General features: G+C 70.5%; 27 protein-coding genes. 16 read left to right on the top strand and 11 right to left on the bottom strand.

What is annotated here, in order from left to right; all coding sequences use genetic code 11:
- Positions 1-54 precede the first annotated feature (54 nt).
- Together LXM64_RS03090 and LXM64_RS03095 are read left to right on the top strand one after the other, a co-directional pair.
- Positions 55-237 (top strand): hypothetical protein, encoded by a 183-nt coding sequence (locus LXM64_RS03090; RefSeq protein WP_234074576.1) that lies wholly within the window; start codon positions 55-57, stop codon positions 235-237.
- Positions 234-461 carry a hypothetical protein gene (locus tag LXM64_RS03095; RefSeq protein WP_234074577.1) on the top strand — a complete coding sequence of 76 codons (228 nt, stop codon included), beginning with the start codon at positions 234-236 and terminating at the stop codon, positions 459-461. Before LXM64_RS03090 ends, LXM64_RS03095 begins: the two co-directional genes overlap by 4 nt.
- Positions 462-464: 3 nt before the next feature.
- Here the strand turns inward: LXM64_RS03095 and LXM64_RS03100 are convergent, their stop codons facing one another.
- Complete coding sequence (locus LXM64_RS03100) at positions 465-953, bottom strand: 8-oxo-dGTP diphosphatase (protein WP_234074578.1); 489 nt, start codon at positions 951-953, stop codon at positions 465-467.
- 82 nt (positions 954-1,035) lie between these two features.
- Between LXM64_RS03100 and LXM64_RS03105 the strand changes: the two genes are divergently transcribed.
- The 4 genes from LXM64_RS03105 (at position 1,036) to LXM64_RS03120 (ending at position 6,908) form a co-directional block, all read left to right on the top strand.
- On the top strand, positions 1,036-2,196 hold the full coding sequence (locus LXM64_RS03105) for an exonuclease SbcCD subunit D (RefSeq protein ID WP_234074579.1): 1,161 nt from the start codon (positions 1,036-1,038) through the stop codon (positions 2,194-2,196).
- Positions 2,193-5,153: an AAA family ATPase gene (locus LXM64_RS03110; RefSeq protein WP_234074580.1), complete on the top strand. Its 2,961-nt coding sequence runs from the start codon at positions 2,193-2,195 to the stop codon at positions 5,151-5,153. Before LXM64_RS03105 ends, LXM64_RS03110 begins: the two co-directional genes overlap by 4 nt.
- A gap of 70 nt (positions 5,154-5,223) precedes the next feature.
- Positions 5,224-5,403: a hypothetical protein gene (locus tag LXM64_RS03115; RefSeq protein WP_137417948.1), complete on the top strand. Its 180-nt coding sequence runs from the start codon at positions 5,224-5,226 to the stop codon at positions 5,401-5,403.
- Positions 5,400-6,908 (top strand): MFS transporter, encoded by a 1,509-nt coding sequence (locus LXM64_RS03120; protein ID WP_234074581.1) that lies wholly within the window; start codon positions 5,400-5,402, stop codon positions 6,906-6,908. The genes LXM64_RS03115 and LXM64_RS03120 overlap by 4 nt, the downstream gene beginning before the upstream one ends.
- A 7-nt stretch (positions 6,909-6,915) precedes the next feature.
- Here the strand turns inward: LXM64_RS03120 and LXM64_RS03125 are convergent, their stop codons facing one another.
- From LXM64_RS03125 to LXM64_RS03135, 3 genes are read right to left on the bottom strand one after another with little or no spacing between them, the layout of a single operon-like run.
- Positions 6,916-7,473, bottom strand: coding sequence for a nucleoside phosphorylase (locus tag LXM64_RS03125; protein ID WP_234074582.1), 558 nt, complete (start codon positions 7,471-7,473; stop codon positions 6,916-6,918).
- A complete protein-coding gene (locus LXM64_RS03130) occupies positions 7,473-7,616 on the bottom strand; it encodes a hypothetical protein (protein WP_161594077.1) in 144 nt (47 codons plus the stop codon). Before LXM64_RS03130 ends, LXM64_RS03125 begins: the two co-directional genes overlap by 1 nt.
- Positions 7,617-7,674: 58 nt before the next feature.
- Positions 7,675-8,625: an aldo/keto reductase gene (locus LXM64_RS03135; RefSeq protein WP_234074583.1), complete on the bottom strand. Its 951-nt coding sequence runs from the start codon at positions 8,623-8,625 to the stop codon at positions 7,675-7,677.
- A gap of 177 nt (positions 8,626-8,802) precedes the next feature.
- Between LXM64_RS03135 and LXM64_RS03140 the strand changes: the two genes are divergently transcribed.
- The gene (locus LXM64_RS03140) at positions 8,803-9,381 is read left to right on the top strand and encodes a hypothetical protein (protein WP_234074584.1); all 579 of its coding nucleotides are present in this window, start codon (positions 8,803-8,805) and stop codon (positions 9,379-9,381) included.
- A 15-nt stretch (positions 9,382-9,396) separates the two neighbouring features.
- Here LXM64_RS03140 and LXM64_RS03145 read toward each other — a convergent pair whose 3' ends face one another.
- On the bottom strand, positions 9,397-11,454 hold the full coding sequence (locus tag LXM64_RS03145) for an NAD(+) synthase (protein WP_234074585.1): 2,058 nt from the start codon (positions 11,452-11,454) through the stop codon (positions 9,397-9,399).
- A 101-nt stretch (positions 11,455-11,555) separates the two neighbouring features.
- On the opposite strand from LXM64_RS03145, the gene LXM64_RS03150 reads away from it, so the two are divergent.
- Positions 11,556-15,110 carry a TM0106 family RecB-like putative nuclease gene (locus LXM64_RS03150; RefSeq protein ID WP_234074586.1) on the top strand — a complete coding sequence of 1,185 codons (3,555 nt, stop codon included), beginning with the start codon at positions 11,556-11,558 and terminating at the stop codon, positions 15,108-15,110.
- A gap of 238 nt (positions 15,111-15,348) precedes the next feature.
- A complete protein-coding gene (locus tag LXM64_RS03155; protein WP_137417941.1) occupies positions 15,349-16,350 on the top strand; it encodes a magnesium and cobalt transport protein CorA in 1,002 nt (333 codons plus the stop codon).
- A 7-nt stretch (positions 16,351-16,357) separates the two neighbouring features.
- Here the strand turns inward: LXM64_RS03155 and upp are convergent, their stop codons facing one another.
- Entirely contained in the window at positions 16,358-16,990 is a 633-nt protein-coding gene (gene upp / locus LXM64_RS03160) for a uracil phosphoribosyltransferase (protein WP_137417940.1), read from the bottom strand.
- An 86-nt stretch (positions 16,991-17,076) separates the two neighbouring features.
- Here upp and tadA point away from each other — a divergent pair, with 86 nt between their 5' ends.
- A complete protein-coding gene (gene tadA / locus LXM64_RS03165) occupies positions 17,077-17,508 on the top strand; it encodes a tRNA adenosine(34) deaminase TadA (protein WP_234075524.1) in 432 nt (143 codons plus the stop codon).
- A gap of 166 nt (positions 17,509-17,674) precedes the next feature.
- Positions 17,675-18,688, top strand: a complete 1,014-nt coding sequence (locus LXM64_RS03170; RefSeq protein WP_234074587.1) for an alpha/beta hydrolase family esterase — start codon at positions 17,675-17,677, stop codon at positions 18,686-18,688.
- Positions 18,689-18,724: 36 nt separating this feature from the next.
- Here the strand turns inward: LXM64_RS03170 and LXM64_RS03175 are convergent, their stop codons facing one another.
- Positions 18,725-19,654: an LLM class F420-dependent oxidoreductase gene (locus LXM64_RS03175; RefSeq protein ID WP_234074588.1), complete on the bottom strand. Its 930-nt coding sequence runs from the start codon at positions 19,652-19,654 to the stop codon at positions 18,725-18,727.
- Between the two features lie 26 nt (positions 19,655-19,680).
- Entirely contained in the window at positions 19,681-20,811 is a 1,131-nt protein-coding gene (locus tag LXM64_RS03180; RefSeq protein WP_234074589.1) for an alpha/beta hydrolase, read from the bottom strand.
- A 90-nt stretch (positions 20,812-20,901) separates the two neighbouring features.
- Here LXM64_RS03180 and proC point away from each other — a divergent pair, with 90 nt between their 5' ends.
- The gene (proC, locus tag LXM64_RS03185; protein WP_234074590.1) at positions 20,902-21,729 is read left to right on the top strand and encodes a pyrroline-5-carboxylate reductase; all 828 of its coding nucleotides are present in this window, start codon (positions 20,902-20,904) and stop codon (positions 21,727-21,729) included.
- 3 nt (positions 21,730-21,732) lie between these two features.
- On the opposite strand, the gene LXM64_RS03190 is transcribed toward proC, so the two are convergent.
- The gene (locus LXM64_RS03190; protein WP_234074591.1) at positions 21,733-22,404 is read right to left on the bottom strand and encodes a potassium channel family protein; all 672 of its coding nucleotides are present in this window, start codon (positions 22,402-22,404) and stop codon (positions 21,733-21,735) included.
- A 64-nt stretch (positions 22,405-22,468) separates the two neighbouring features.
- Positions 22,469-23,911 (bottom strand): TrkH family potassium uptake protein, encoded by a 1,443-nt coding sequence (locus tag LXM64_RS03195; protein WP_234074592.1) that lies wholly within the window; start codon positions 23,909-23,911, stop codon positions 22,469-22,471.
- A gap of 87 nt (positions 23,912-23,998) precedes the next feature.
- Here LXM64_RS03195 and LXM64_RS03200 point away from each other — a divergent pair, with 87 nt between their 5' ends.
- Positions 23,999-24,403 (top strand): ArsR/SmtB family transcription factor, encoded by a 405-nt coding sequence (locus LXM64_RS03200; RefSeq protein ID WP_137417933.1) that lies wholly within the window; start codon positions 23,999-24,001, stop codon positions 24,401-24,403.
- 2 nt (positions 24,404-24,405) lie between these two features.
- Here LXM64_RS03200 and LXM64_RS03205 read toward each other — a convergent pair whose 3' ends face one another.
- Positions 24,406-24,837 (bottom strand): hypothetical protein, encoded by a 432-nt coding sequence (locus LXM64_RS03205; RefSeq protein ID WP_234074593.1) that lies wholly within the window; start codon positions 24,835-24,837, stop codon positions 24,406-24,408.
- Positions 24,838-24,975: 138 nt separating this feature from the next.
- Between LXM64_RS03205 and LXM64_RS03210 the strand changes: the two genes are divergently transcribed.
- The 3 genes from LXM64_RS03210 (at position 24,976) to LXM64_RS03220 (ending at position 25,707) form a co-directional block, all read left to right on the top strand.
- Entirely contained in the window at positions 24,976-25,167 is a 192-nt protein-coding gene (locus LXM64_RS03210; protein ID WP_137417931.1) for a helix-turn-helix domain-containing protein, read from the top strand.
- Between the two features lie 82 nt (positions 25,168-25,249).
- Positions 25,250-25,348: a 30S ribosomal protein bS22 gene (locus LXM64_RS03215; protein ID WP_003792170.1), complete on the top strand. Its 99-nt coding sequence runs from the start codon at positions 25,250-25,252 to the stop codon at positions 25,346-25,348.
- Between the two features lie 65 nt (positions 25,349-25,413).
- On the top strand, positions 25,414-25,707 hold the full coding sequence (locus LXM64_RS03220) for a rhodanese-like domain-containing protein (protein ID WP_137417930.1): 294 nt from the start codon (positions 25,414-25,416) through the stop codon (positions 25,705-25,707).
- Positions 25,708-25,718 lie beyond the last annotated feature (11 nt).

Genomic DNA, 25,718 nt, shown 5'->3' on the forward strand with positions numbered 1-25,718 from the left:
GAGGCCCTCCTCGTGCGTTCCGGGATGCTGGGACACGACGAAAGGGAGTGCGCCATGGACCATCGCGATCTGCCCGAGGGCGTGATCAACGCCGACCCGCCCGGCGGCTGGGAGGGCACCTCCGACGAGGAGGCCGCCGAGCAGAACGAGCGCGCCGAGGCGTCGCCGGAACTGGTGGAGTCCGACGAGCCGTCGCAGGGCGCCGACCCCGACCTGGCGACGGGAGACACCGAATGACCACCGAATCGTTCCCCGAGGGCACACAGGACGAGCCCGTCATGGACCAGCACATCGCCACGCGCCAGGACAAGGTCGACGGGATCATCGCCCAGACGCGCGTCGACGTGAGGGGCCTGCCGATCGAGCGCGTCATCGACGTGCTGCGTCAGCGCTTCGACGACGCCGCCATCGAGACCGATGACGACGAACTCGCGCGCCTCGCGGAGCAGGTCAACGCCTGATCCTCACGCGGCGGGCGTGCCCGGCGACTCGGCCACGACTGTCGCGAGGTCGTCGCCGAACGTGTAGCTGCCGTACGCCGTGCCGCCGCGAAGCACCGCGGGCAGCCAGCGGCGCGTGTCGTCCCACATCCGGTCGTAGGGCACCTCGTCGAGCCCGAACCACGCCGGCACGATCTCGTCCGTCTCGACGGGCTCGACCACGGGCGCCCGGTAGACGAAGACGTGCGAGCGCTGCGACCAGCCGTCGCGGGAGGGGAAGCGGTAGACGAGCCGGCCCACCGGCTCCAGCAGAGCGCGATCGATCTCGAGCCCGGTCTCTTCCCGCACCTCGCGCACGGCCGCGTCGACGACGCTCTCGCCGGGTTCCGCGTTGCCGCCGATGCCCACGACGCGTCCCAGACCCATGCCCGTGCGCTTGTAGCCGAGCAGCACCTGCGCATCCGACGCGTGCCCGCGCAGGATGTAGACGACGCAGACGTCGCGGATGGCCATGCCCGCCACCTTACGGCGGCAATGTTTCGGAACTGTGGCGAGGGTCCGACACCGTGTCCGAGGCCGCCCGTACCGTGAACACATGCGGATCCTGCACACCTCGGACTGGCACATCGGGCGTACCTTCCACGGTTACACCACGATCGACGCCCTGCGCGGTGTGCTGAGCGAGATGGTGTCGATCGTGCGCGAGGAGGCGATCGATCTCGTCATCGTGGCCGGCGACGTCTTCGACTCGGCAGCCCCCGCCCCCGAGTGCTACACCCTGCTCACCGACGCGCTCGTCGGGCTGCGCGAGGCCGGGGCGCAGGTCATCGTCACGAGCGGCAACCACGACTCGGCCGCACGTCTCGGCTTCCAGGCGCGGCTGCTGCGCGACGGGATCCACGTGCTCACCGATCCCACCCGCCTGGCCGCGCCCATCACGGTCGTAGACGCGCACGGTCCGGTGCACGTCTACGGCATCCCCTACCTCGCCCCGGCGCAGGTGCGTCACCTGTGGCCCGAGGCCGAACTGCGCACCCAGGCGCAGACCCTGCAGCACGCGATGGATCTCGTGCGTGCCGACCGCGCCGAGCGCGGCGGTCGCTCGGTCGTCGTCTCGCACTGCTTCGCGGCGGGGATCGAGGCGACGCCGGGGCTCGAACGTGAGATCCGGCAGGGGTCTCTCGACGTCGTGCCCCTGGCGGTGTTCGACGGGCCCGACTACGTCGCGCTCGGCCACATCCACGGTCGTCAGCAGCTCAGCGACCGCGTGCGCTACGCGGGTGCGCCGCTGCACTACGGCTTCGGTGAGAAGGGGCGTCGTCGAGGCGTCTGGATCGTCGACCTCGACGAGGCGGGGCTCGCGTCGGTCACCTGGCGCGACGTGAGCGTCCCGCGGCGCCTCGAGGTGCTGCGCGCACCCCTGGACGACCTGCTCACCGATCCGCGCTACGCCGACGCCGAGTCGGCGTGGGTGAGCGCCGAGTACACCGACGCGCTGCCGCAGCGCGACGTCATGCGCCGGCTGCAGCAGCGGTTCCCGTTCTGCGCGAGCGTGGCGCACGTACCCGACCGGGCCGGTGCCGGGCAGGTAGCCAGCTACGTTCAGCGTGTCCGTCAGGCACGCAGCGACCGCGAGCTCATCGATGCGTTCCTCGGGCACGTCCGCGAGGGCGAAGCCGCGTCGCCCGCCGAGGCTGAACTGCTGCGCACCATGCTCGCCGAGAAGCAGGACGCCCTCGTCGAGGCCGGGGCGTGAGGCTCCACCGGCTCGAACTGGCGGGTTTCGGTCCGTTCCGCGATCGGCAGGTCGTCGACTTCGACGCGTTCGCCGATGACGGCATCTTCCTCATCACCGGGCGCACGGGCGCCGGGAAGTCGAGCGTTCTCGACGGCGTCGCGTTCGCCCTCTACGGCAACGTGCCGCGTTACGACGGTCCCGACAAGCGTCTGCGCAGCGATCACTGTGCGCCGGAGGATCCCACCGAGGTCAGCCTCGAGTTCACGGTGGGCGACGTGCGCTGGCGCGTCGTCCGCTCGCCCGAGTATGCGCGCCCGAAGCTGCGCGGCGGCGGGATGACGACAGAGCCGGCGCGCGCCGAGCTGTTCGAGCTCGTCGACGGCGTCTGGATCGGCCGTGCCTCGCGTCCGCGGGATGCCGCCGAGATCCTCGATCGGGTGCTGGGACTCAACCTGCAGCAGTTCCAGCAGGTCATCCTGCTCGCGCAGAACAAGTTCTCCCGCTTTCTGCTGGCGCGCAACGACGAGCGACAGACGCTGCTGCGCACCCTCTTCGGAACCCGGCGCTACGAGGACTACGCCCGCGAGCTCGACGACCGTCGTCGCGACACGCAGCAACAGCTGCGGGAGCGGGGCGTGCACGCCGAGGCGTTGCTGGCCGAAGCCGAGCTGCTCGTCGACGAGGAGGCCGAGCCCTCCGCACCCGACGATCTCACCGCGCGGCGAGAGGCGGTGCGCACTGCGGCGGAGCGGGCGCGCTACCGGGTCGAGACGGCCGAGATCGCGCGGGCGAGCGCCGACGAGGTGTGGACCGCGGCCGCCGCCGACCTCGCGCTCCGCGAGCGCCAGCGCCAGGCGCAACGTGCCCGCGACGAGGCGGACGCCCGGCTCGCGGCGCTCGAGGCCGACGCCGATGTCGTCGCGCAGGCGCGCGTCGAACGCGACCGCGCGGTCGCGGCCGAGGCGCTGCGCGGTGCCCTCGAGCGCGCCGCCCGGACGGGTCTCGCCGCCCGGACGGCCGAGATCGAGGCCGTGGCGGCTGATGAAGAATGGCTCGCTGCCGGTGAGGATCCGGCGGCGGATCTCGACGCGACCGACGAGGAGCTGACGGGCGAGCTCGCCCGTGTCGACGCCGCGGTCGAGAGCGAGCGTCAGCTTGAGTCCCTGGATGCGGAGCTCGCGCTGGCGAACGGTGCCCTCGCCGATGCGGGCGAGACGCTGCGGCGCCTGACCGCCGAGACGGCCGAGACACCGGCGCGGCGGGAGGCTCTGCTCGCCGCCCGGGCCGAATCCGCGGTTCAGGCGGCCCGGGTCGCCGAGGGGGAGGGCGCCGTCGAGGCAGCGCGGCTGCGGCAGGAGGCGGGCCGGCGGGCGTCGGATGCGGATGCACGACTCGCCGTCGCCGAGGCTGCCTACACCGGGGCACTCGACGCGTCGGCGGCGGCATCCGCGGCACTCGCGCGTCTGATGCGTCGACGCGTCGCGGAGCGCGCGGGTGAACTCGCGGCTGCTCTGGTTCCGGGCGAGCCCTGTGCCGTCTGCGGGTCCACCGAGCACCCGCATCCCGCGCCTCGTGCCCACGATGCCGTGACGGACGAAACGATCACCGAGGCCGAGGCGGCCGTCATGCAAGCCCGCGCGGAGGAGACGCGTGCCGCGGACGAGGCACGCCGTCTGCGGGACGAGCTCACCGAGGCGCGCTCGGTCGCGGGAGGCGCCGGTGCCGAGGAGCTCGACCGGGCGCTCGCCGACGCGGAGGAGGAACTGCGGCGCGCACGCGACGCCGAGGCGCGCCTCGGTGAGATCGAGCGCGACCTCGCGCTCATTGACGCACAGCAGGCCGAGCTCGCCGCAGCGGTCGAGAGCGCGACACGCGACGAGCGTGAGGCTGCGACGCGCGTCACCGCCCTGTCGGCACGCCGGGAGGAGGTCGCGCAGACCGTCGCGCGTGCGCGCGAGGAGTTCGAGAGCGTGGCGGACCGCCGCACCGTCCTCGTCGCGCGACGCGAGCGCGCGCGTCGCCGACGCAGCGCGCAAGCGGCGCTCGTGGCCGCCCAGCAGGCGGCGGATGTGGCAGCGGCCGAGGCCGCGGAGGGTGCGGAGCAGGCGGGTTTCACCGACCCGCTGGACGCCGCCGACGCCCTGCGCTCGCGCACGGAGACGGCGGCGCTGGTCGAACGGGTCCAGACGCATGAGCGCGATCTCGCACTGGTGCGCGCGCGTCTGCTCGAGCTGCAGCTCGAGCTGGCCGGCGTGCCGGAGGGGCCGATCGAGCTCGATGAGGCGAGGCAGAAGGCCGAGGATGCGGACCGGGCGCGCGGACATGCGATCGCCGAACTCAGCCGCGTCGTCTCCGCCGCGGAGCGGCTGAGCGATCTCGTCGTGCGGATCGACGAGGCCTACGCGACGGTCGCCGAGCTCGCCGAGGAAGCAGCGGTCGTCACGCGTCTCGCCGACACCTTGCTCGGGCGTGCGCCGAACACACGGCGGATGACACTCGAGACCTTCGTGCTCGCGGCAGAGCTGGAGGAGATCGTCATCGCGGCCAACGTGCGCCTGGCGGAGATGTCGGCGGGTCGGTACAGCCTCCATCACTCCGATGTGCTGGCCGCGCGTGGCGCCGCATCCGGACTCGGGATCGAGGTGATGGATGCGTTCACCGGTCAGCTGCGCCCGCCGCAGTCGCTGTCGGGCGGTGAGACGTTCCTCGCTTCTCTGTCGCTCGCGCTCGGGCTCGCCGAGGTGGTGACCGCACGCGCCGGCGGGATGCGGCTGGACACGCTCTTCATCGACGAGGGATTCGGCTCGCTCGACGCCGAGACGCTCGAGCTCGCGATGAGCGTCCTCGACGAGCTCCGGGCGGGAGGGCGGACGGTGGGCGTGATCAGCCACGTCGAGGCGATGAAGGACCAGCTGCCCGCCCAGCTGACGATCGAGGCGACGCCGCAGGGACCGAGCATCATCCGGCAGCGATGACGACGTTCGACGAATCCTCGTGCGACGCAAGCCGGGACCCCGGGTCCGCGCCCGCGCCTAAAGTGGAAGCGTGAGCAAGAACACCCTGTGGACGGTACTGGCCGTCATCGCGTCGATCGTGATCGGCTGGTTCCTCGTCAACCTGCTGTTCTCGGTGATCGCCTTCGTCTTCAAGCTCGTCATCGTCGCTGTTGTCGCGCTCGTCGTCTTCCTCGTGCTGCGCTCGGCCTTCAGCCGCAGCGGGGAATGAGCGTGGCGGCCGACGGCGCATCCGCCGCGCACCCGGTCACGACCGACATCCCGCTGAGCTCGGCCGCGCGCTGGCGCGCCTTCTGGGTGTGCGTCGCCGTCGCGGGTCTCACGATCCTCGACCTGTCCAAGGTCAATGTGGCCCTGCCGTCGATCGAGACGGCCTTCTCCGCGGGCGCGACCGAGCTGCAGCTCATCGTCTCCGGTTACGTCCTCACCTTCGGCCTGTTCCTCGTGCCGATGGGACGCATCGGCGATCAGCGCTCCCGCCGCGCTCTGTTCCTGATCGGGCTCACGCTGTTCACCGCGATGAGCGTCGTCTGCGCGCTCGCGCCGAACTCCACGGTGCTCCTCGTCGCGCGCCTCCTGCAGGGCGCGGCTGCCGGCATCCAGATGCCGCAGGTGCTCGGGCTCATCCAGCAGCTCTTCCAGGGCAAGGAGCGCGGCCGCGCCTTCGGGCTGTTCGGCGCCACGATCGGTGTGGCGACGGCGTTCGGGCCGACCCTCGGCGGTCTGCTCATCGCTCTGGGCGGTCCTCAGGACGGGTGGCGGTGGATCTTCTGGATGAACCTGCCGCTGGGGCTGATCGCCATCCTGCTGGCGGCTCTACTCCTGCCGGCCACGCGAACCCGCTCGCACCGCAAGCTCGCTCTCGACCCGGTCGGCGTCATCCTGTTCGCCCTCACCGTGGTCTCGCTCATGTGGCCGTTCCTGTTCACCACCGGCGCGCCGGGGGACGACCCGCGACGGTGGTGGCTGCTCGTGCTGTTCGTGCTCTTCGCGGCCGGGTTCGTGGCGTGGGAGCAGCGTTACACCCGCATCGGCAAGCAGCCGCTCATCCCGCTGAAGCTCTTCCGGATCGGCTCGTACCGCAACGGCACGCTCCTGCAGACGACGTACTTCGCCGCGGTGCCGTCGATGTTCCTCATGACCACTCTCTATCTGCAGAGCGGTCTGCACATCGAGCCCGTCTTCGCGGGCATGGTCACGATCGGGTTCGCGCTGGCCAGCGCGGTCTCCTCGTACATCGGAGGCTCGCTCGTCGTGCGGTTCGGCAGGCCCGTCGTGGTCGTGGGACTCGGGTTGATGCTGGCCTGCGTCGCCGGTCTCGTGGCCACCGCGCTCTACGTCCCCGACCCCGTCACGCCGTTCGTCATGGCGGGTGCCATGCTTCTCGGTGGCATCGGGGGCGGCCTGGTGGTCTCGCCGAACCAGACCCTCACCCTCGCCGACATCCCCGTGCGCGAGGGCGGGCTCGCGGGCTCGGTCGGACAGCTCGGCCAGCGCATCGGCACCGCGGTGGGGACGGCGGTCGCGCTCGCGCTCTTCTACGCGACGGTCTACCGCGAAGACGGCCACTCGGCCGAGGATGCGGTCGTGTTCCACGACGCGTACGGCTTCGGGATGGTGACCGTCGCGCTGTTCCTCGCGGTCGCCTTCGTGATCGCCGTGGCAGACCTCGGCGCGAGGCGCCGGTCCCAGAAGGTCGCCGACGCGGCATCCTGACCCGGGATCAGACCCCGTAGTCGGCGCGGATGCGCTCGCGCAGGATGTGGCTGCAGGCGGTGACGGCCGCATCCCAGTCGGTCATCGCATCGTCCTGGGCGTTGTCGGAGACCGCCTTGAGAACGCGGATGGGCACACCGAACTCGGCGGCCACCCAGAAGTACGCGTACGTCTCCATGTCGACGAGGCCCGCACCCAGCGATCGGATGAGCTTCACGGTCTCGGCATCGTCCACGAAGGAGTCGCCGGTCGCGATGACGACACCCTCACGGTCGTGGCCGACCCGCGCCGGAAGCGACAGGTGCTGACCGACGACGCCGTCGGGGTCCGTCACATCGTGCTGGATGGCGCCGGCGATCTCGTGCAGATCCCCCTGCAGCAGCGGATCGATGCAGCCGGCGGTGCCGACCACGACGATCTCTTCGTAGTCGCCGGCGCTGAGCGCGCGCGTGAGGTTCACGGCGGCGGGCAGCTTGCCGGGGCCGGTGATGAGTCGGTCGAAGCCGTCGAGTTCCGCGGGGAAGGCGACGACCTCGCTCTCGAGCGCCGCGACGAGCAGACGCATCAGTTGCCGCCCCCGCTGACGATGCCGATGATGCCCGAGATGAGGAAGAAGAGGCCGACTCCGGCGACGGCGATCCAGATGCCGATGCGGGTGGCGGAGGGCTTGCCCTGGTCGTCGCTGGGACCGGAACCGAAAAGACTCACCCTGCGAGCGTAGACGAGCCCGCGACGATCGTGGTCGTCGCGGGCTCGTCAGATGTGCTCAGGAGGCGGGCTGCCACGTGGACAGGCGGTCCAGCTCCGCGATCTGCTCGCTGGTCAGCTCGACGCCGACACTCGTCAGCAGATCGGGGACCTGCGACGCGCGAGAAGCGCTCGCGATGGGCGCCACGACGGTGGGCCGCTGACGGAGCCAGGCGAGGGCCGTCGCCGCAATGGACACGCCGTGCTCGCCGCCGATGCGCTCGAGGGCGTCGATGATCGCGAGTCCCTGCGGCGTCGCGTACTTGGCCGCGCCCTCGGCGCGGGGGGAACCGGCACCTGCCGCATCCGCCGAACGGTACTTGCCCGTCAGGAAGCCCGACGCCAGTCCGTAGTAGGGCACGAGCGCGAGGTCGAACTCTTCGGCGACCGGGATGATGTGCTCCTCGACGTCGTTGCGGTGCACGAGGTTGTAGTGCGGCTGGACGGCGATCGGGAGCGGTCCGCCCGCGGCCTGCGCGAGCTCGATCCACTGCCGGATGCGGTCGCCCGAGTAGTTGGAGACGGCGGTGTAGCGGATGAGGCCGTCGTTCACCAGATCGGTGAAGGCGGCGACGGTCTCCTCGAGCGGCGTTTCGGGGTCGTCGAAGTGGGCGTAGTACAGATCGATGGTGTCGACGCCGAGTCGCTTCAGCGATGCCTCCGCGGCCGCACGGATGTTCTTCGCGGACAGTCCGCGGAACTCCGGGTGCTGGCTCACCTTGGTCGCGATGACGATGTCGCGGGGCTTGCGTGCGGCCAGCCATTCGCCGATGAGCGTCTCGCTCTCACCGCCGCTGTTTCCCGGCACCCACGCGCTGTAGGCGTCGGCGGTGTCGATGAAGTTGCCGCCGCCGGCGTGGAACGTGTCGAGGATCTCGAAGGAGGCGTCGCGGTCGGCCGTCCAGCCGAACACGTTGCCGCCGAGAGAGAGGCCGAAGACGTCGAGGTCGCTGCGTCCGATGCGGGTCATGATGTCCTTTCGTCGCTGCTGCGCACGGTCAGTGTGCGCGCACTCCCTATGAACAAGACGGGGATGCCGCCGCCCATTCCCATTACTTCCGGGATCGCCCGGTGGCGGCGCGGCGTGCCCGGGCTAGGGTCGAAGACAGGGCGCAGACGGCTGTGCCCGCGATCTCGGGAGGCAGCGATGGAATCGGTCGTTCTCGACACTCCGGCGGGAATCGACGCTCGACTCGGATGGGACCCCTCGGTATCCGCGCACGACCGTAAGCGTCTGCTCGCCCGGGCGATCATCGGTGCGCGACTCGGTGTCGATCCGGCCGCCGTACGCATCGAACGCGAAGCGCCGACGACCTTCGGCCACCACACGCGTCTGATCGCCTCGCTGGACGGCGAGGAGCTCGATCTCGTCGTGACCGTCGCTGAGTACCGGGCGGCCAATGTCGTCGCGGTGAGCGAGCCGGGCGTCCGCGTGGGGATCGACCTGCGCGACCTGCATCCCGACACGCACACCCGCGCGGTGATGCGGGCGCAGAGCCAGCTGTGGGAGGGCGCGACCGACTTGGATCTGCTCACCCACTGGAGCCGGGCACAGGCGGTGCTCGCCGCCGACGGGCGCGGACCGCGGTTGTCGGCCACGTCCGTGAAGCTCGATCAGGGCGGCCACCGCGGATGGGTGCGGGATCGGCCGACGAGCTACACGATCCAGGATCTGTCCCGGAACGCCTTCGTGATCACGCTCGCCTGGGCTCCCGAAGAGGGCTGATCGGCCCCGGCGCGCTCAGGCCTCCAGGGCGGCGTCCAGCTCGCTGAGCCACGCGGAGGCGTTCCCGTCGCTCGGTGCGCGCCAGTCCCCGCGCGGCGACAACGATCCCGCGGGGGAGACCTTCGGGCCGTTGGGGATCGCGGTGCGCTTGAACTGGGCGAAGCCGAAGTAGCGCCTCAGGAACACCCGCAGCCACCGCACGATCGTCTCGCGGTCGTAGGCGTACCGCTCGTCGTCGGGGAACCCGGCCGGCCAGAGCCCCGCCTCCGCGTCGGCGAAGGCGACCTCGGCGAGATACGCGATCTTCGACGGCCGCATCCCGAAACGCAGGACGTGGAACAGCGTGAAGTCGTGGAGGGCGTACGGGCCGATGGCGTCCTCGGTCGACTGCACCTTGCCGTCCTCGCCCGCGGGGACGAGCTCGGGGCTGATCTCGGTGTCCAGGACCGCCTGCAGCACGGCGGCGGTGCGCTCGTCGATGCCGACGCCGTCTGCGATCACCCATCGGATGAGGTGCTGGATCAGTGTCTTGGGGACCCCGGCGTTGACGGCGTAGTGACTCATCTGGTCGCCTACGCCGTACGTGGCCCAGCCGAGCGCCAGCTCGGAGAGGTCGGAGGTTCCGATGACGATGCCGCCGTGGCGGTTCGCGAGGCGGAACAGCAGGTCGGTGCGGACTCCCGCCTGCACGTTCTCGTACGTGACGTCGTAGAGCGGCTCGCCGTCGGCGGCCGGGTGGCCGATCCCGCGCAGGATCTCGGTGGCGGCGGGGCGGATGTCGATCGTCTCGATCGTCGCGCCGATCGCCTCGGCGAGTTCGATCGCGTTGGATTTGGTGCCGTCTCCGGTCGCGAAGCCGGGCATCGTGTAGGCGAGGATCTCGCTGCGCGGGCGCCCCATCCGGTCCATCGCGCGGGCGACGACCAGCAGCGCATGGGTGGAGTCGAGGCCCCCCGAGACGCCGATCACCGGACGCGGGGAGCCGATCGCCCGCATCCGCTGTTCGAGTCCGGAGACCTGGATGCTGAAGGCCTCGTAGCAGTCCTGCGCGAGGCGGGCGGGGTCGGCGGGGACGAAGGGGAATCGTGCGACCGGGCGACGCAGCCCCGAGAGGTCGGCGGGCGGGTCCAGACGGAAGTGGATCGTGCGGAACGCCCCCACACGCTCTGCGAGTGAGCGGCGGTTGTCGTCGAAGGTGCCCTGGCGCAGGCGGTCCTGGCGCAGGCGGTCTAGGTCGACGTCGGCGACGCTGCGGCGGGCCGCGTCCGGGAACCGATCCGTCTCGACGAGCAGCTGACCGCCCTCGTAGATCATGGTCTGACCGTCCCACGAGACGTCGTTCGTCGACTCGCCCTGGCCCGCCGCGGCATAGGCGTAGGCGGCGAGGCAGCGCAGCGACTGGGACTGCGAGAGCAGCTTCCGGTCGTCGGCGCGGGCGATCGTGATCGGGCTGCCGCTGAGGTTCAGCAGCACCGTGGCCCCCGCGAGCGCAGCCTCGGACGAGGGCGGTACGGGAACCCACATGTCCTCGCAGACCTCGGCGTGCACGACGAGCCCGTCCACGTCCAGCGCCTCGAACAGCAGGTCTGGTCCGAAGGGAGCGTAGAGGTCGCCGATGCGGATGTCGCCGCCGCGCTGGTCGTCGCCGGGGGCGTACCAGCGGCGCTCGTAGAACTCGCGGTAGGTGGGGAGCATCGACTTCGGGGCGACGCCGAGGATCTCGCCGCGGTGGATGACGACCGCGCAGTTGTAGAGGCGGTTGCCGTGGCGCAGCGGCGCGCCGACGGCCAGCACGGGGCGGAGGTCGACGGATGCGGCGACGATCCGCTCGACGGCGACGGTCACCGCATCCAGCAGCGGGTCCTGCAGCACGAGATCATCGATCGCGTAGCCGCTGAGGGCCAGCTCCGGGAAGAGTGCGACGGCGACACCGTCGTCATGGCAGGCGCGCGCCTCGGCCAGCACGGCCTCCGCGTTCGTCGCGGGATCGGCCACGCTGACCGGGATCGTGACGGCGGCGACACGGGCGAAGCCGTGCCGGTAGGGGTTCGTGAAGGGCAGGTGCGTGCTCACGGGTCCAGTCTGGCACCCGTACGGGCGCGCAGAACGGGGTTGTGTCGCCGGGGAGGCGCTGTCGGCGGCCGCAACTAGGGTCGATGAGGGAAAGGGAGCGAATGCGATACATCGAGCCTGCGGGGTCCGACAGCGGGCGCGTGGTGTGGAGCGCGAGCGACCTCAAGGCCGCCGCGGAGTGCGAGTTCGCGTGGTTGCGCCAGCTGGATGCGCGGCTGGGCCGCATCCCCGCGGTCATCGAACCCGAAGACGTCATGCTCGAGCGGGCGGCCAGGCTCGGCACGCGGCACGAGCTGGCCGTGCTGCAGCGCTATCGCGACGAGTTCGGCGACGCGGTCGTCGAGATCCCCGAGACCCGGTCGGGCGATGAGACGGCGATGACGGATGCGGTCGCCGCGACCCTCGCCGCTCTTGCGGATCCGGATGCCCACGTCGTCTATCAGGCGGCATTCCGCACCGGTGAGTTCGTGGGCTTCGCCGACTTCCTGGTGCGTGCGGACGACGGCGCGTGGATCGTGCAGGACACCAAACTCGCCCGCCACGCGCGCGTGACGGCTTTGATGCAGCTGGCGGCATACGTCGATCAGCTCGACGCCGCGGGGGTCCCCCGAGCCGACCGTGTGGAGCTGCTGCTGGGCGACGGTTCGGTCAGCACCCACCGGGTGCGCGATCTGCTTCCGGTGTACCGGCAGCGTCGCGCGCGCCTGCGCGCGCTCATCGTCGACCGCGACCTGACCGCGGGCGCCGCCGGCGAGCCGATCGCGTGGGCGGACAGCCGCGGGGCGCTGCGTGTCGTGGCGTGCGGGCGGTGTGCGACGTGCGAGACGGAGGTCGCCGCGCACCGCGACCTGCTGCTCGTCGCCGGGATGCGTCCCGTGCAGCGCGAGCGTCTGCGTGCCGCCGGCATCACGACGATCGACCAGTTGGCCGGTGCCGAGGCGCCGCCGGAGCGCATGAGCGACGACGTCTTCACGTCGCTGCGGACGCAGGCACGTCTGCAGCTGGAGAGTCCCGCCGGCGTGCCCGGACCCGACGGCACGGTGCCCGCGGACGCCGTGCCCCGCTACGAGGTCGTCCTGCCGCAGGCGCTCGCCGCCCTGCCGCGACGCGATGCGGGCGATCTCTTCTTCGATTTCGAGGGCGACCCGCTGTACACCGAAGGGGCCGGCGACTGGGGGATCGACTACCTCTTCGGATGGATCGATCCCGAGCAGCAGTACTCGGCGCTGTGGGCGCACTCGTTCACCGACGAGAAGGCGGCCCTCGAGACGTTCATCGACTTCGTCGATCTGCGTCGCCGCGCGCATCCGGGCATGCACATCTACCACTACGCGCCCTACGAGCCGACGCACCTGCTGGCGATGGCCGCGCGTCACGGCACCCGCGAGGCCGAGGTCGACCGTCTGCTGCGCGACGGCGTCTTCGTCGACCTGTATCCGATCGTCCGGCGGGCGCTGCGGGTCGGGTCCCGGTCGTACTCCATCAAGAAGCTCGAGCCGCTGTACATGGGCGCCCAGCGCCGCACGAGCGACGTGCAGCGCGGCGACGACTCGATCGTGCGTTACGTCGAGGCGCGGGCGCTGCTCGAGGTGGGGCAGAGCGATCAGGCTCAGCTCGTGCTCGACGATCTGGCCGAGTACAACCGCGACGACTGCGTCTCGACGCTCCGCCTGCGGGACTGGCTCGTCGACCGCGCGCGCGAGGCCCAGCTCTTCCCCTCGGCGGATCCCGTCGTGGGTGAGGACGTCTACGAGCCGTCGTTCCGCTCCGTCGCCCTCCAGCGCCGCGCGGCCGTCACCGACGACGAGGCGGATGCGGCGGCCCTGCGCCTCGGCGCCGCGGCGATCGACTACTACCCGCGCGAGGCGAAGACCTTCTGGGCCTCGCACTTCCTCCGGCTCCGCGAGCCGGTGTCGCTGTGGGAGGACACCCGCGACGTCGTCGTGCTCGACGGCGCACGCACGCGTGTGGTGGACGACTGGCAGCCGGGGCAAGGGCGTCAGCGCGCCCTGCGTCGCCGCCTCGAGCTGCGGGGCGATCCCGCGCCGGGCACGCGGCTGAGCGTCGGCACCCAGCCCTTCCTCGTGTACGCCACTCCGGCGCCGTTCGGTGAGGCATCCCCGCGGTGGATCCATGCGGCGCGTGCGGTGCGCATCGTCGAGGCGCTGGATGACGGCGCCGTCGTGGAGGAGCTCGCCGCCGACGGCGAGACCTGGGCGGATCTGCCGATCGCACTCGCGCCGGCGGCTCCCCCCGCAGCCGGTAACCAGCAGGCGGCGATCGACGCGTGGGCCGACACCCTGATCGACGCCGACCCGCACTTCCCGCTCGACGCGGCCACCGACATCCTGCGTCGCGTCGCTCCGCGCACCACGACGGACGCGCTGACGCCCTCGACCGGCGACGACGTCGCGGCCATCGTCCGCAGCGTCGTCGATCTCGACGACAGTTATCTCGCCGTCCAGGGCCCTCCGGGCACGGGAAAGACCTACGTGGGCTCCCATGTCGTCGCGCGTCTCGTGGCCGAGCGCGGCTTCCGCGTGGGTGTCGTCGCGCAGTCGCACGCCGTCGTGGAGCACATGCTGGATCGGATCGTGGCTGCAGGACTCCCCTCGAATCTCGTCGGCAAGGCGCTCAAAGACCCGAGCCAGGCGGATGCCGTGTCGTTCACGGTGTTCGAGAAGAACGCGCTCGCGGCGTTCACCGAGGACCGACCCGGCGGCTTTGTCGTCGGCGGGACCGCGTGGGACTTCAGCCACGCCGGACGCGTTCCCCGTCGCAGCCTCAATCTGCTCGTGATCGACGAGGCGGGTCAGTTCTCCCTCGCCTCGACGATCGCCGTGTCCCGGGCAGCGCGTCGCCTGCTGCTGCTCGGCGACCCGCAGCAGCTGCCGCAGGTCAGTCAGGGCACGCATCCCGAGCCGGTCGACGAGTCGGCGCTGGGGTGGGTCATGGACGGGCAGGCGGTGCTGCCCGCATCCCACGGCTACTTCCTCTCGCACACGTGGCGGATGCACCCCGCACTCGCGAGCGCGGTGTCCGAGCTCTCCTACGACGGCGAACTCGCGTCCGCGCCCGTGACCGCCACCCGCACGCTGGACGGCGTGGAACCGGGCGTGCACCCGGTCCCCGTGGTGCACGCGGGCAACGCGGTCGCCTCGCCCGAGGAGGCGGCGGAGGTGGTGCGCATCGTCCGCGACACGATCGGCCGTACCTGGACGTGCCAGGACGACGGCGAGGTGGTCGCGCGGCCGCTCACCGCCGCGGACGTCATCGTCGTGACGCCCTACAACGGTCAGCAGGTGGAGGTGGAGAACGCGCTGGAGGCGGCGGGTCTCGCCGGCGTCCGGGTGGGCACGGTGGACAAGTTCCAGGGTCAGGAAGCGGTCGTCGCGATCGTGTCGCTCGCCGCGTCCTCGGGCCGCGAGGCTCCGCGCGGGCTGGAATTCCTGCTCCTGCAGAACCGGCTGAATGTGGCCGTCTCGCGCGCGCAGTTCGCCGCGTACGTCGTCTTCTCGCCCGACCTGCTCGACGACCTGCCGCGCACCCCCGAGGGAGTGGCGCGACTGAGCGCGTTCGCCCGGCTGGTCGGCGAGGACGAGCCGTCGTCGGTCACGGCGACAGGGGTGCGAATCGGTCATCCGGGAGAGGTATGATCGCCCGGGCCCGCTGAGCGGGCGGAGCACGGGCACCTTCCGTGCGGGAGAAGTCCCAGCCGAGACGACCACCCGAGAAGACAGAGAGGCGGTGATGGCCATGGCCGGCGATAGTTCGTGCGCCACGGCGCACACCGCCGCATCCCTCCGGTAGAGAAGGGATTCGGTGGCCGCGCCATGGCGAGCCCGGAAACCCATCCTCTGGCGCCTCGCAGCGCCCGCACCACCGGAGAATCCCATGACTCTGATCGACAACGCCATCTACGTCCAGGGGCACCGCGTGGAGACCCCGCGCAGCCTCGACGAGACCTACGAACTGCTCGACGCCCACGACGGCTTCGCCTGGATCGGGATGTACCGGCCCGGCCCCGCAGAACTCGCGAGCGTCGCGGGCGAGTTCGGCCTGCATCCGCTCGCGGTCGAGGACGCGCTCCAGGGCCATCAGCGCTCGAAGGTGGAGCGGTACGGCGACACCCTGTTCGTCGTGCTGCGTCCGGCGCACTACGACGACGAGCTCGAGCACGTCGACTTCGGTGAGCTGCACCTGTTCGTGGGACCCCGATTCGTGGTGACCATCCGTCACGCCGAGTCGCCGAACCTCGCAGCCGTCCGGCAGCGGCTCGAGCGCCAGCCGGAGCTGCTGGAGCTGGGGCCGGAGGCCGTGCTCTACGCGATCCTCGACCGCGTGGTCGACGAGTACGAACCGGTCGTCGCCGGTATCGAGAACGACATCGACGAGATCGAGGATCAGCTCTTCGGCGACAGCGACGACGACGCACTCTCACGTCGCATCTACGAGCTCTTCGGCGAGGTCATCAGCTTCGGTCGTGCCGTGCAGCCGATGGCCGGGATGCTGGAATGGCTGCGTCGCGGCTACGAGAAGTACGACGTCGATCTCGAGGTGCAGCGCAACCTCCGCGATGTGCTCGACCACGTCATCCGCATCGCTGACCGCATCGACGGTTTCCGGGCGCTGCTCGATAAGGCGCTGACGGTGCACTCCGCCCTCGTCGCCCGCCGTCAGACCGAGGCCAACCTCGCGCAGAACGACGAGATCAAGAAGATCTCGTCGTGGGCGGCGATCATCTTCGCGCCGGGGCTCATCGCGGGCATCTACGGCATGAACTTCGAGAACATGCCCGAGCTGCACTGGGAGTACGGCTACCCGCTCGCCGTCGGCGGCATGGGGGTCTTCGCGGTCGCCCTCTGGGTGATCTTCCGCAAGAAGAAGTGGCTCTGAGGGCTTCTCAGACCGTGCCGTAGAGGCGGTCGCCCGCGTCGCCGAGACCGGGCACGATGTAGCCCTTCTCGTTCAGGCGCTCATCGAGCGCACCGAGCACGAGGGTCACATCGCGGTCGCCGACGAGTTCCTCGATCTTCGCGACGCCCTCGGGCGCGCCGAGGATGCAGATCGCGGTGACGTCCTGTGCCCCGCGGGCGAAGAGGAAGTCGATCGCCGCGCCCAGCGAACCGCCGGTGGCGAGCATCGGGTCGAGCACGAAGCACTGGCGGTCGCTGAGGTCGTCGGGCAGGCGCTCCGCGTAGGTGTACGGCTGCAGGGTCTCCTCGTTGCGCGCCATGCCGAGGAAGCCGATCTCGGCCGTGGGCAGCAGCTTGACCATGCCGTCGAGCATGCCGAGACCCGCGCGCAGGATGGGGACGACCAGGGGACGCGGCTCGGAGATCCGCACGCCCGTCGTCGAGGTCACCGGCGTCTCGATCTCGAGCTCCTCGACCCGGACGTTGCGCGTCGCCTCGTAAGCGAGGAGGGTCAGCAGCTCCTCCGTCAGCTGACGGAACACCGGGGAGGGGGTGTTCTTGTCGCGCAGCACCGTGAGCTTGTGCGTGATGAGCGGGTGGTCGGCGACGTGCAGGCGCATGGGTCCAGATTACGTCACGCGGATGCGGGCCGCGGAGCTAGTCTGGCCGGGTGAATCTGCCCACCCGACCCGCGGACGACGCTGCCATGGCGCGTGCGTTGGAGTTGGCGCAGCACGCCTCGGCGGACGGTGACGTCCCCGTCGGTGCGGTCGTACTCGATGCCGGCGGTCGGACGATCGCGGAGGGGCGCAACGAGCGCGAGCTCACGGCGGATCCCACCGCTCACGCGGAGGTCGTGGCACTGAGGCGCGCGGCCGCATCCACCGGATCCTGGAACCTCAGCGGCTGTACCCTCGTGGTCACGCTCGAGCCGTGCGTCATGTGCGCGGGCGCGATCCTGCAGGCACGCATCGACCGCGTCGTGTTCGGCGCGTGGGACGACAAGGCCGGAGCTGCGGGATCGATGTACGACCTGCTGCGCGATCGCCGCCTGCCCTATCGCGTCGAGGTCATCGGCGGAGTGGCGGAGCAGGCCGCTTCCGCGCAGCTCCAGGAGTTCTTCACAGCCCGTCGCTGACGCGATCTCGCAGCGCGCTACGCTCGAGTGGCCTCGCCGCAGAGGCACGGGTACGGGGTTGTTACCGCAAGGGCAAGACCTGGAGACCGACGATATGCATCGTCGTGCTCCGGGTCTTTTTTGTTGTCGCCCCGGCCTCCGTCATCACTGAAGAGAGGGAGACTCCATGACCGAGTTCCGCACGACACGGCGCCGTGGTGCTGCACTGGCCGCCGTGGCGGTGGCCGCGCTCGCCGCCGCCGGCTGCGCGGCCGACGCCCCGTCCGAAGCCGCACCGACCCCGTCGACTGCCTGTTCGCCGGCGTGGGAGCCCGGCCGCACCGACGTGGACTACACGTTCGAGGGCGCCGAGCGCCACGTCTCGGTGTTCATGCCGGAGGGTGCGGACCCGACCGCCGCGGTGTTCGCGCTGCACGGCTCCAACAACAACGTCGATCTGATCCTGGGCGTCAGCGAGCTGGAACGGACCGCGGCCGAGGAGGACTTCGTCCTGGTCGTGCCTCAGGGGTCGGTGCCGGGCAACGCCGATGGCCTCTGGGCGTGGAACGTGCCGGGCGTGGTGACGACGGCCGAGGTCGGCGCGCCGACCGAGAGCGCCGACGACGTGAGCTTCCTCGCCGATCTGGTCGACCGAGTGAAGACGGAGGGATGCGTGGACACCGTGTTCGCGACGGGCTACTCGGGCGGCGGTCGCATGATCTCGGCGACCGCATGCGAACGGCCGGGCCTGTTCGACGCGATCGCTCCCGTCGATGGGCTGCGCGCAGGAGTGCCGCAGCAGCAGAGCGATGGCAGCTGGGCGCCGGATCCCGTGACGTGCGATCCCGCCGCGGGCACTCCGGTGCTGAGCTTCGCCGGTACTGCCGACCCCATCAACCCTTACGACGGCGGCGGTGCGGGCTATTGGCAGTACGGCGTGCAGACAGCTGTCGAACGGTGGGCGGCGATCGATGGATGCGGCGAGCCGAGCGTCGACTCACCGACCGCGGGCGTGAGAGTCACGACCTTCACCGAGTGCGTAGACGGGCCCGTGGTGGCCTACGTGGTGGACGGCATGGGACACACCTGGCCCGGTCGCGCGCTCGAGACGCAGGCCGGCTACGCGTCGGTGCTCGGCGCCACCACCGACCTCGTCGACGCGAACGCGGTCATGTGGGACTTCTTCTCACAACTGAGCTGAGCCGGTTGAGGGTGGCGACGCGCGCGGCCGCCACCCTCAGTGCGGCAGGTGGGGGAGCGCTTCGGCGCCGAGCAGGTCGAGGTGCTCGAGGTCGCGCATGTCCATGAGCTGGAAGTAGACGCGATCCGCGCCCAGTGCGCGCAGTCGCTCGACCCGATCGAGCACGGCGGCCGGATCGCCGATGATGTTCGCTCCGTTGTCGAAGCTCGCCGCATCCGTCCCGATCGAGGCCGCGCGTCCCTCGCGTTCGGCGGGGGTGCGCCCGACGATGGTCGGCAGCGCGACCGAGAGCTTCAGGCTTCCCGGGTCGCGTCCGATGCTCTCGCAGGCGGCGCGCACGGTGCGGAACTTCTCTGCGATCACCTCGTCGGTCGCGAAGCCGATGTTGAACTCGCTCGCGTAGCGCGCGGCGATGGCGGGCGTGCGCCGCGGTCCGCCGCCGCCCACGATGACCGGCACGCGTTCCTGCACCGGCTTCGGGAGTGCCGGGCTCTCGTCGAGCCGGTAGTGCTCGCCGTGGAAGGAGAACGTCTCGCCGACAGGGGTCCGCCACATCCCGGTGAGGATCTCGAGCTGCTCCTCGAGCAGCCCGAACCGCTTCTCGGGGAACGGGATGCCGTACGCGGCATGCTCCTCGGCGAACCAGCCGGTGCCGAGGCCGAGTTCCACCCGGCCGTCGCTCATGTCGTCGACCTGCGCCACCTGGACCGCGAGGATGCCCGGCACGCGGTAGGTGACGGAGGAGACGAGCGTGCCGAGGCGGATGCGGGAGGTCTCCCGCGCGAGACCCGCGAGGGTCGTCCAGGCGTCGGTCGGCCCGGGCAGCGGATCGCCGGGGGCCATCCGCATGTAGTGGTCGGAGCGGAAGAACCCGTCGAAGCCGAGCTCCTCCGCGCGCTGGGCGAAGGCCAGCTGGTCCCGGTAGCCGAACCCCTCTTGCGGTTCCGTGAAGACGCAGTACTCCATGTAGTCAGTCTGTCCCCTCGCGGCGCTCAGTCCGAGGACTTGAGCACGATCGTCTCGGTGGGAGGTGCCGGGTTCGGGGCGTGCCCGATGTAGCCGATGACCTCCAGCAGCGCCTGCCGTACGGCGGCGGGACGCTCGAGATGCACGAGGTGGCCGACCCCCTCGACGATGAGTTCGCGCACGTCTGCTCCGGTCGCGGCGTCCGCATCCAGCACGGCACGCGTCTGCGACACCATGGGCTGGCTCGGCGCCTCATCCGTGCCCGGCCAGTCCGGCAGGATGCCGAGCGAGCCGAGGTGGGCCGGGTCCAGGAAAGAGGCGTCCGAGACGATCGCATCGAGCTCGCCGTGGATCCACAGCACCGGCGTGCGCGCTCCGAGGTGTGCGAGCGCGGACTGGTCGAAGTGGGTGGGGGCGAGTGCGTTGAGCACTCCGAGATTCCCGGATGCCGCGCCCGGCCAGTTCGGGCTCGACACCGTGTCTCCCGGGTAGTTGCCGCCGGCGGTGGAGGTGGAGAGCATCGCGTCGACCCAGACGTCCTCGCGAGCCGTCCGGTACGACTCCGAGACGAACTCGGCGCGGAAGACGCTCCGGGGTGATGCGGGTGACTCGTCGCTCTTGTCGCGGGCGGTCAGCCGGCGCACGAACTCCGCGTTCGCCGTGGCGGCACCGGTTCCCGCGCCGTCGTCGCTGAGGGGGCTGCCGTCGAGGCGGGTGCCGCCCAGACCGTAAGGGGAGATGGGCGCCTGCAGCGTCAGCGACAGGGCGCCGTGGCCGTCGAGCGCGTACTGCGCCGCGACGGATGCGCCGAGATCGGTGCCGACGAGGTGCGCCGCGCGGATCTCGAGGGCGTCGAGCACGGCGTGCAGGTCGTCCGCGAAGTCGCGGACCCCGCGGGTGGCGTCGACCGGCAGCGACTCCGTGCCCCCGAACCCGCGCAGGTCGATCGCCACGACGCGCAGGTCGCTCGGGAGATCCTCCATGAACTCCTGCCAGATCAGCGACGACGACAGCAGGCCGTGCAGAAGCACCACCGTGCGCTCGGCGGGGGTGTCGCTGCGATCGCCGTCGCGCAGCAGAACGCGCGCGGAGATACGTGCGGTGTCCACCTGTCGGGCGGTGATGCCGTCGAACAGGGGGCTGGTGGGTTCGATCATGGACGCCTCCAGGAGGGGGCACATCGCGGCCCCGGCCGTTCCGATGATAGCCGGGGCACCTGGAGCGCCCCCGGGTCGTAGGGTGGAAAAATGAGCCAGCTCCCCCCTCTTGCGATCCTCGGCGCCGGCTCCATGGGCGGCGCCATCGCCCAGGGAGTCGCAGCCTCCGGGCTCGCCGGCCAGGTCGTCGTCACCAACCGCAGCCGTGCCAAGGCCGAGCTCCTGACCGACCCCGGTATCCGCTCTCTCGCGCTCGACGACGATGCGGCCGCGAATGCCGGAGCGGCCGCGTCCGCCGAGGTCGTGCTGATCGGTGTCAAGCCCGGAATGGTCCCGGATCTGCTCGCCGAGATCGGCCCGCACCTGCGTCCGGGAACGATCGTGGTGAGCCTCGCCGCGGGCGTGACGATCGCCACGTTCGAGCGGATCCTGGGTCCGGACGCGATCGTGGTCCGCTCCATGCCGAACACGCCGGCCGTGGTCGGCAAGGCCGTGACGGGGATCGCTGCGGGCTCGCGCGCCGACGAGCGCGCGATGGGCGTCGTGCGGGCGGTGTTCGAGACCGTGGGCGCCGTCGTCGAGGTGGCGGAGGAGCAGATCGACGCCCTGTCGACCATCTCGGGATCCGGCCCCGCCTACGTCTTCCTGCTCATCGAGAAGCTCACCGAGGCGGCGATCGGGAAGGGATTCGACTCCGCCACCGCACGGTTGATGGCGGAGCAGACCTTCATCGGGGCCGCGGCGCTGCTCGATGCCACGGGCGAGGACCCCGCCGAGCTGCGCCGACGCGTTACGAGCCCGAAGGGTACGACGGAGCGTGCTGTCGCCGTGCTGCAGGATGCGCACCTCGAGCGCGTGTTCGCCGAGGCGACGGACGCCGCCCTCGCCCGCGCGAAGGAGCTCGCCGCCGGCGGCTGAGCCTCAGCGGTCGAGGGAGGCGAAGCGCTCGATGTCGCTGTTCGTCCCGGAGACGATGATGAGGTCGTGGTTGGTGACGACCGTGTCGGCCTCGGCGTAGCGGAACGGCTTGCCGGGGCTCTTCACGCCGACGACCGTCACCTTGTACTTGGTGCGCACTCCGGACTCGTTGAGGCCGACGCCGCGGATGAAGCGCGGCGGGTACATCTTCGCGAGCACGAAGTCGTCGTCGAAGCGGATGAAGTCCAGCATCCGGCCGCTCACCAGGTGCGCGACGCGCTCGCCGGCCTCGCGCTCCGGGTAGATGACGTGGTTCGCGCCGACGCGGGCCAGGATCTTGCCGTGCGACTGCGAGACCGCCTTCGCCCAGATCTGCGGGACCTTCAGGTCGACGAGGTTCGCGGTGATGAGCACGGATGCCTCGATCGACGAACCCACGGCGACGACCGCCACCTGGAAGTCAGCGGCGCCCACCTGCGTGAGCGCCTCGATGTTGCGTGCATCCGCCTGCACCGTGTGGGTGACCCGCTCCGACCACTTCTGCACCAGATCGAGGTTGTCGTCGATCGCCAGCACCTCGCGATCCAGGCGGTCGAGCTCGCCCGCACAGGCGGCGCCGAAGCGACCGAGGCCGATCACGAGCACGGGGGCGTCGTTGCGGAGCTTCTCAACCATGGGCAACAGATTACGGCGATCGCTCAGTCCGCATCGACCGTGATGCCGATCCAGATCGCGCCGTTCAGCCGACGATGGGGCGCTCGACCGGGAGCGAGTACAGCTGGGAGCGGGAGGATGCGGCCACCGCCGCCGCCAGGGTCACGGTGCCCACGCGGCCCATGAACATCGTGGCGGCCAGCACGTACACCGCCGGATCCGGCAGGTCGCTGGTGAGTCCCGTCGACAGGCCGACCGTGGCGAAGCCCGACACGACGTCGAACAGCACCTTGTCGACATCCGCCTTGGTGATCTGGGCGATGGTGATCGTGGAGATCGCGACGATCGTCGCGCCCCAGGCCACGACCGACAGTGCGACGCGCTGTACGTCGCTCGGGATGCGGCGGCCGAACGCCTGCACCGAGGGACGGCCCTTGGCCTCCGACCACACGCTGAGGGCGAGCACCGCGAGGGTGGTGACCTTGATGCCGCCCGCCGTCGACGCCGACCCGCCGCCGACGAACATGAGCATGGAGCCCACCAGCAGCGAGGAGCCGTGCAGGTCGCCGATCTCGACGACGGAGAAGCCGCCCGAGCGTGTCATCGCCGACAGGAAGAACGACTGGAAGGTCGTGTCCCAGGCATCCATCCCGCCGAAGGTCAGCGGGTTGTCGTACTCCAGGCTCACAAACACGACGGCGCCGGCGAAGAACAGGATGACGGTCGTGATGAGGGTGAGCTTGGTGTGCAGCGACCAGTGGCGTACGTGCCACTGATGCCGCCACAGGGTGAAGATCACCGGGAAGCCGATGGACCCCAGGAACACGCCGATCATCAGGACCGTCATGAACAGGTAGTCGTGCGAGAACGGTGCGAGACCGTCGGCGTTGGGCGTGAAGCCGGTGTTCGTGAACGACATCGCGGCGAAGTACGGCGCCTCCCAGAGAGCGGTGATCGGATCCACTCCGCCGGCGAGCAGCGACGGATAGAGCAGGATGGCGAGCCCCGCCTCGATGACGAGTGTGGAGAGGGCGACGGTGCGAAGCAGCGCACCGACCTCGCCGAGGCGCACGGTCTGCCCCTCGTTCACGGGGCCGCCGTGCACGCGCATCGGATTGCTGTCGCCGGCGGCGATGAGCTTCGCGCGCAGCCCCAGCCTGCGGGAGATGATGAGGCCGAGGATCGAGGCGAGGGTCAGGACGCCGAGTGCGCCGACGTTGACGCCGATGTAGATCACGACCTGCCCGAGCGGCGACCAGTGCGAGCCCATGTTGACCGTCGACAGACCCGTGACGCAGATGGTGGACACAGCGGTGAACAGGGCGTCCGCGAGTGGGGTGACCCGGCCGTCCGCCGCCATCGCGGGCAGCGACAGGAGCGCCGTGAACAGCAGGATCAGGCCCGAGAAGATCAGGACCGCGAAGCGCGCCGGCGACGAGGTCGTGAAGGTCTTGGCGGCATCGCTGATGCGTTCCCACGCGGCGCTGAGCCGACGCCGCGTCGCCGAGCTCGCGGAGTCGGACGTCATCCGTGGGACCCTTCGGAGATGCGGAGCGGTCTGCGACCGGAACGCGTGTCATGGTACTCCGCTCGGAGCCCGACTAACCTAAGGCGCATGGCGGACATCTTCGGCGTGATCGCGGACGCGACCCGGCGCGACATCCTGCGCCTTCTGCTGGATCGTTCGGCATCCGGACAAGACGGCACGAGCGTCTCGCACATCGTGAGCGAGCTGGGCGTGAGCCAGCCGACGGTCTCGAAGCACCTCAAGGTGCTCCGCGAGAGCGACCTCGTGTCGGTGCGCGAAGAGGGGCAGCACCGCTACTACAGCCTCTCCCGCGAGCCGCTCGACGAGATCGATGCGTGGCTCATGCCCTTCCTCACAGAGGACGAGGATGCGGCTGCCGCGTTCGTCTCGACGCTGCCGGAACCGGCGGCGAATGCGGCTGCAGCCGTCGGTCGCGCGGCCGCATCCGTCAACCGCGCGGTGGCGGCGGCGTTCGGCAAGCGCGGGCGCTGAGCTCAGGACCCGCTGCCGGAATCCTCGTCCGGGGTCGTCGAATCCTCGTCCGGTCGGGTAGGCATCGTGCCGTCCTGCTGAGGACCACCCGGACCGCCTTGACCGAACTCCGGGCGCTCGCCGTCGCCCGCCGATCCGCCCGGACCGAACCCGCCGTCCTGGAACTGAGAGGTCGAAGCGGTTCCGGACAGCGCCCAACCGGTCGCGATCCCACCGCCGAAGCTGGCGCCGAGGGCGAGCACGGCGCCGGCGGCGATGGCGCCGATCACGAGACCGCGCGGCCGCCGGGACTGCGCCCGTGCGGGCGTTGCCTCCGGCGCCGTGGGGGGTGCGTAGGAGGCCGCGGCATCGGCGGCGGCCACCGTGGGAGGCGCGGGTGCGGGGGACGGTGCGGCCGGGGAAGGGGTCGTGGGGGTGGGGTCGTCCGTGGTCATGAGAAGAGGTTCGCTTGGACGATGAGGCGTTCCATCGGTGCCGACTATGTCGTCGCTATGCGCGTCACACGCGTCACTCCGGTTTACACGCGTCTATGCATCCCCCTAGAGTGTGCTGGACCCCGGGGAGGATGGGACATGGCCGAGTTGCCCGACGTGCGCTTTCTCACCGTCGCCGAAGTCGCGCAGATCATGCGCGTGTCGAAGATGACGGTGTACCGTCTCGTGCACGCGGGTGAACTGCCCGCCGTGCGCTTCGGGCGCAGCTATCGGGTGCCCGAATCCGCCGTCACAGAGGCCGTGCAGCGGCCGATCGCCGACGTCGGCTAGACTTATCCGAGGCATTTTTTCGGTGCCTCGTTCCCGGGAGCAGGTCATCCTGCGCCCAGACCGCCAACCAGTGAGGTTTTCCGTGGGTTCTGTCATCAAGAAGCGCCGCAAGCGCATGGCGAAGAAGAAGCACCGCAAGCTGCTTCGCAAGACTCGCCACCAGCGCCGCAACAAGAAGTAAGCGGCATCGACACAAGCGCCTGTCCCCTGGACGGGCGCTTCGTGTCTGCGGTCTAGCCTGGTGACATGAATTCGATCACGGTGCAGCAGCTGCGCGAGCGCGAGGGCGTTCCTCTCATCGACGTGCGAGAGGTGGAGGAGTTCGCCTCCGGCCACGTCCCCGGTGCGGTCAACGTTCCGATGTCGACGATCGGCGACAACCTCGACCGCCTGCCCGAGGGGCCTTTCGACGTCATCTGCCAGATGGGCGGCCGCTCGGCGCGCGTCGTGCAGGCGCTGGAAGCCCGTGGATACGAGGCCACGAACGTCGACGGGGGCACGGGCGAGTGGATCGCCGCGGGCTACCCGGTCGAGTCCTGAGGTCGTATACC

The sequence above is a fragment of the Microbacterium binotii genome (assembly GCF_021398715.1).
GTDB classification, from domain to species: Bacteria; Actinomycetota; Actinomycetes; order Actinomycetales; family Microbacteriaceae; genus Microbacterium; species Microbacterium binotii_A.

Coding starts and splice junctions, on each gene's coding strand:
- LXM64_RS03175 (WP_234074588.1), bottom strand. CDS start 19,654: ATGGAGTACTGCGTCTTCACGGAACCGCAAGAGGGGTTCGGCTACCGG.
- LXM64_RS03190 (WP_234074591.1), bottom strand. CDS start 22,404: ATGGTTGAGAAGCTCCGCAACGACGCCCCCGTGCTCGTGATCGGCCTC.
- LXM64_RS03170 (WP_234074587.1), top strand. CDS start 17,675: ATGACCGAGTTCCGCACGACACGGCGCCGTGGTGCTGCACTGGCCGCC.
- LXM64_RS03200 (WP_137417933.1), top strand. CDS start 23,999: ATGGCGGACATCTTCGGCGTGATCGCGGACGCGACCCGGCGCGACATC.
- LXM64_RS03180 (WP_234074589.1), bottom strand. CDS start 20,811: ATGATCGAACCCACCAGCCCCCTGTTCGACGGCATCACCGCCCGACAG.
- LXM64_RS03100 (WP_234074578.1), bottom strand. CDS start 953: ATGGCCATCCGCGACGTCTGCGTCGTCTACATCCTGCGCGGGCACGCG.
- proC (WP_234074590.1), top strand. CDS start 20,902: ATGAGCCAGCTCCCCCCTCTTGCGATCCTCGGCGCCGGCTCCATGGGC.
- LXM64_RS03095 (WP_234074577.1), top strand. CDS start 234: ATGACCACCGAATCGTTCCCCGAGGGCACACAGGACGAGCCCGTCATG.
- LXM64_RS03220 (WP_137417930.1), top strand. CDS start 25,414: ATGAATTCGATCACGGTGCAGCAGCTGCGCGAGCGCGAGGGCGTTCCT.
- LXM64_RS03105 (WP_234074579.1), top strand. CDS start 1,036: ATGCGGATCCTGCACACCTCGGACTGGCACATCGGGCGTACCTTCCAC.
- LXM64_RS03210 (WP_137417931.1), top strand. CDS start 24,976: ATGGCCGAGTTGCCCGACGTGCGCTTTCTCACCGTCGCCGAAGTCGCG.
- LXM64_RS03205 (WP_234074593.1), bottom strand. CDS start 24,837: ATGACCACGGACGACCCCACCCCCACGACCCCTTCCCCGGCCGCACCG.
- tadA (WP_234075524.1), top strand. CDS start 17,077: ATGGCGCGTGCGTTGGAGTTGGCGCAGCACGCCTCGGCGGACGGTGAC.
- LXM64_RS03195 (WP_234074592.1), bottom strand. CDS start 23,911: ATGACGTCCGACTCCGCGAGCTCGGCGACGCGGCGTCGGCTCAGCGCC.
- LXM64_RS03120 (WP_234074581.1), top strand. CDS start 5,400: ATGAGCGTGGCGGCCGACGGCGCATCCGCCGCGCACCCGGTCACGACC.
- LXM64_RS03090 (WP_234074576.1), top strand. CDS start 55: ATGGACCATCGCGATCTGCCCGAGGGCGTGATCAACGCCGACCCGCCC.
- LXM64_RS03155 (WP_137417941.1), top strand. CDS start 15,349: ATGACTCTGATCGACAACGCCATCTACGTCCAGGGGCACCGCGTGGAG.
- LXM64_RS03150 (WP_234074586.1), top strand. CDS start 11,556: ATGCGATACATCGAGCCTGCGGGGTCCGACAGCGGGCGCGTGGTGTGG.
- LXM64_RS03135 (WP_234074583.1), bottom strand. CDS start 8,625: ATGACCCGCATCGGACGCAGCGACCTCGACGTCTTCGGCCTCTCTCTC.
- LXM64_RS03140 (WP_234074584.1), top strand. CDS start 8,803: ATGGAATCGGTCGTTCTCGACACTCCGGCGGGAATCGACGCTCGACTC.
- upp (WP_137417940.1), bottom strand. CDS start 16,990: ATGCGCCTGCACGTCGCCGACCACCCGCTCATCACGCACAAGCTCACG.
- LXM64_RS03125 (WP_234074582.1), bottom strand. CDS start 7,473: ATGCGTCTGCTCGTCGCGGCGCTCGAGAGCGAGGTCGTCGCCTTCCCC.